The organism is uncultured Microbacterium sp., assembly GCF_963521695.1.
GTDB lineage: Bacteria > Actinomycetota > Actinomycetes > Actinomycetales > Microbacteriaceae > Microbacterium.
Window position 1 is genome coordinate 1 of record NZ_CAUQWC010000329.1, and the last position, 2,855, is coordinate 2,855.

3 protein-coding genes are annotated in these 2,855 nt (G+C 71.2%); all 3 read right to left on the bottom strand.

The window, feature by feature from the left end; translation table 11 throughout:
* Positions 1 to 610: 610 nt before the first annotated feature.
* On the bottom strand, positions 611 to 1,576 hold the full coding sequence (locus tag RWP81_RS15955) for a site-specific DNA-methyltransferase (RefSeq protein WP_314457752.1): 966 nt from the start codon (positions 1,574 to 1,576) through the stop codon (positions 611 to 613).
* Positions 1,573 to 2,622, bottom strand: coding sequence for a biotin/lipoate A/B protein ligase family protein (locus tag RWP81_RS15960; protein ID WP_314457754.1), 1,050 nt, complete (start codon positions 2,620 to 2,622; stop codon positions 1,573 to 1,575). The genes RWP81_RS15955 and RWP81_RS15960 overlap by 4 nt, the downstream gene beginning before the upstream one ends.
* A 9-nt stretch (positions 2,623 to 2,631) precedes the next feature.
* Positions 2,632 to 2,855, bottom strand: a 224-nt coding sequence (locus tag RWP81_RS15965) for an MMPL family transporter (protein WP_314457756.1), incomplete at its 5' end; no start/stop codon positions are given.

Here is a 2,855-nt window from a genome sequence, read left to right on the forward strand (position 1 = left end):
CCGGGGCGGTCGCCGCCCGCCCCGGAGCACCTTGCACGCCCCGCACCCCTCGTCGCGGCGGACGCCGGACGACCCCGTGCACAATGCATGCCCCGAACCACTCGTCGCGGCGGACGCCGGACGACCCCGTGCACAATGCATGCCCCGGACCGCTCGTCGCGGCGGGCACCTCGCCCGGGCGCCGCGCCTCAGTGGCCGCAGCTGTTTCGGGGCACCCGATGTGCACCGCGGCGGACGCCGAACGCCCCGGTGCACATTGCACGCCCGAACCACTCGTCGCGGCGGGGGCGGGCGCACGCCGGTCCGCAATCGCCACAAACTCAGCGATGCGCGCACGCGCAGGCCGTTCACGGCGACCCGCACTGACGTTGCGCGAATCGCCGACCCTGCGCCAATCACCGACCCTGCGCGAACCGCTGACCCTGCGCGGATCCCTGACCCAGCGCGAATCACCGACCCTGCGCGAACCCTTGACCCTGCGCGAATCACCGACCCTGCGCGAACCACCGACCCTGCGCGAACCACCGACCCTGCGCGAACCACCGACCCTGCGCGAATCGCTGACCTGCGCCCACGCCAGCCGGCGGGGCCGCGACGCGGAGCGACCGCGTCAGCGCACGAACGGTTCGAGGCGTTTGTGCATCACGGCGACGGCATCGGCGTTGTCGTCGATCAGCACGCTGTCGCGACCGAGCGGCGCGGCGACGGCCCCGAGCGTGCCACTGCCGGCGAACATGTCGAGCACGCTGTCGCCGGGGCGGCTCGACGCTTGCACCATGCGGCGCAGCACCCCCTCCGGCTTCTGCGTCGGATAGCCCGTCTTCTCGCGCCCGGTGGTCGGCACGATGGTGTGCCACCACACGTCGGTGGGGAGCTTGCCGCGCGCGGCCTTCTCGGCGGTGACGAGGCTCGGGGCCATGTACGGCTCGCGGTCGACGGCATCCGAATCGAAGAAGTACGTCGCCGGGTTCTTCACGTACACGAGGATCGTCTCGTGCTTCGTGGGCCAGCGGCGCTTCGTCTTCGCGCCGTAGTCGTACGCCCAGATGAGTTCGTTGAGGAACTTGTCTCGACCGAACAGCGCGTCGCACATCACCTTGGCGTAGTGCACCTCGCGGTAGTCGAGGTGCAGGTAGAGCGTGCCGTCGTCGGCGAGCAGACGCCACGCCTCGATCAGCCGCGGCTCGAGGAACCCCCAGTAATCGTCGAAGCGGTCGTCGTAGGTGCGGAGGTCCCCGCGGAGGCGCGCGTACTCGCGCCCGTGGAAGCCGCGCTGCACCACGGGAGGCGGCGGCGGCTCCTCTTCGGGGAACGTGAGCATGTTCGGGTCTTCGGATGCCGCGGCCGAGGGCCCAGCGGCATCCGGGGTTGCGGCATCCTGGGGCTCTTCGACGGGCGGCGTCCACGTCGCCGACTCGACGGCCTTCGACCGCGTGCGGCCGGTGTTGAAGGGCGGGTCGAGGTAGACGAGCGCGAACGAGCCGTCGGCGTACGCCGGGGTGACGGCGAGATTGTCGGCGTGGTGGATCTCGACGGCGCCCGGTTCGAGGGCGTCGCCGGTGGTGACGGCGCTCACGGGACGCGCTGCAGCCACGCGTCGGTGGCGAACTTCGACTCCACGAGCGCCTCGGCCTCGGCGTACTCGTCGTCGGTGATGTGCCCCTGGGTCGCGCCGTACAGCGTGGTGAAGGTCTGGATGAAGCGATCGATCACCTGGTCGCGCGGCAGACCGGTCTGGCTGCGCAGCGGGTCGACGCGCTTGGCGGCCGAGACGGTGCCCTTGTCGCTGAGCTTCTCGCGGCCTATGCGCAGCACCTCGGTGAGCACCTGGCCGTCCATGTCGTAGCTGAGGGTCGCGTGGTGCAGCACACCGCCGTTGGCGAGACGCTTCTGGGCGGCGCCGCCGATCTTGCCGTGGGGGCCGGCGATGTCGTTGAGCGGCTGGTAGACCGCATCGATGCCGAGCGAGCGCAGGGCCTGCAGCACCCAGTCGTCGAGGAACGCGTACGAATCGGCGAACGTCATTCCGGCGACGAGGGATGCCGGGACGTAGAGCGAATACGTCACGATCGAGTTCGCGGCCATCAGCATCGCGCCGCCGCCCGAGATGCGTCGCACCACGTCGAAGCCGTGCGCCTCGGCGCCCGCCGGATCGACCTCGTTGCGCAGCGACTGGAACGAGCCGATCACGACGGCGTTCTCGTTCCACTCCCAGAGGCGCAGCGTGGGTGTGCGCAGACCCGCGCCCACGCGGGTGGTCAGCACCTCGTCGAGGGCGAGGTTCATGCGCGGTGAGACGGGGCGGTCGTGCACGACCTCCCACTCGAAATCGGCCCAGCCGGGAGCGGTGACGAGCGCGCGGCGGATGGCGGTGGCCACCGACTCGGGCGTGAACCCCAGCAGCTGCGCCCCCTCGGGGAGGGCCGCGCGGATCGCTGCGGCGATCGTGGGGACGTCGGACTCCACCGGAAGACCGTCGACGGCCTGATCGATGTCGTCGAGCGCGTCGTCGGGCTCGAGGAAGAAGTCGCCCGCGAGGTGGAACCCGTGGATGCGACCCTCGCGCGCTTCGAGGTCGACGACGACCAACTTGCCGCCGGGGACCTTGTACTCGCCGTGCATGGGTCCAGCCTACGGCGGGGTCGCCCGCGCGAGGGGCGCGGCGTCGACGGGGACGGTATCGGGCCCCGACGACGTCGCGACGGTGGATGCCGCGGCATCCACCGATCGCCGCCGGTCGGACCGTGTGCCGGGCCACCAGTTGGCGCGGCCGAGCAAGGTCATGAGCGACGGCAGGAGGAGTCCGCGGACGACGGTGACGTCGAGCACCACCGCCACCACCCTGCCGACGCCGA

What these genes read in the sequence shown, in the direction of transcription:
- RWP81_RS15960 (WP_314457754.1), bottom strand. Translation starts at nt 2,622, where the DNA reads ATGCACGGCGAGTACAAGGTCCCCGGCGGCAAGTTGGTCGTCGTCGAC.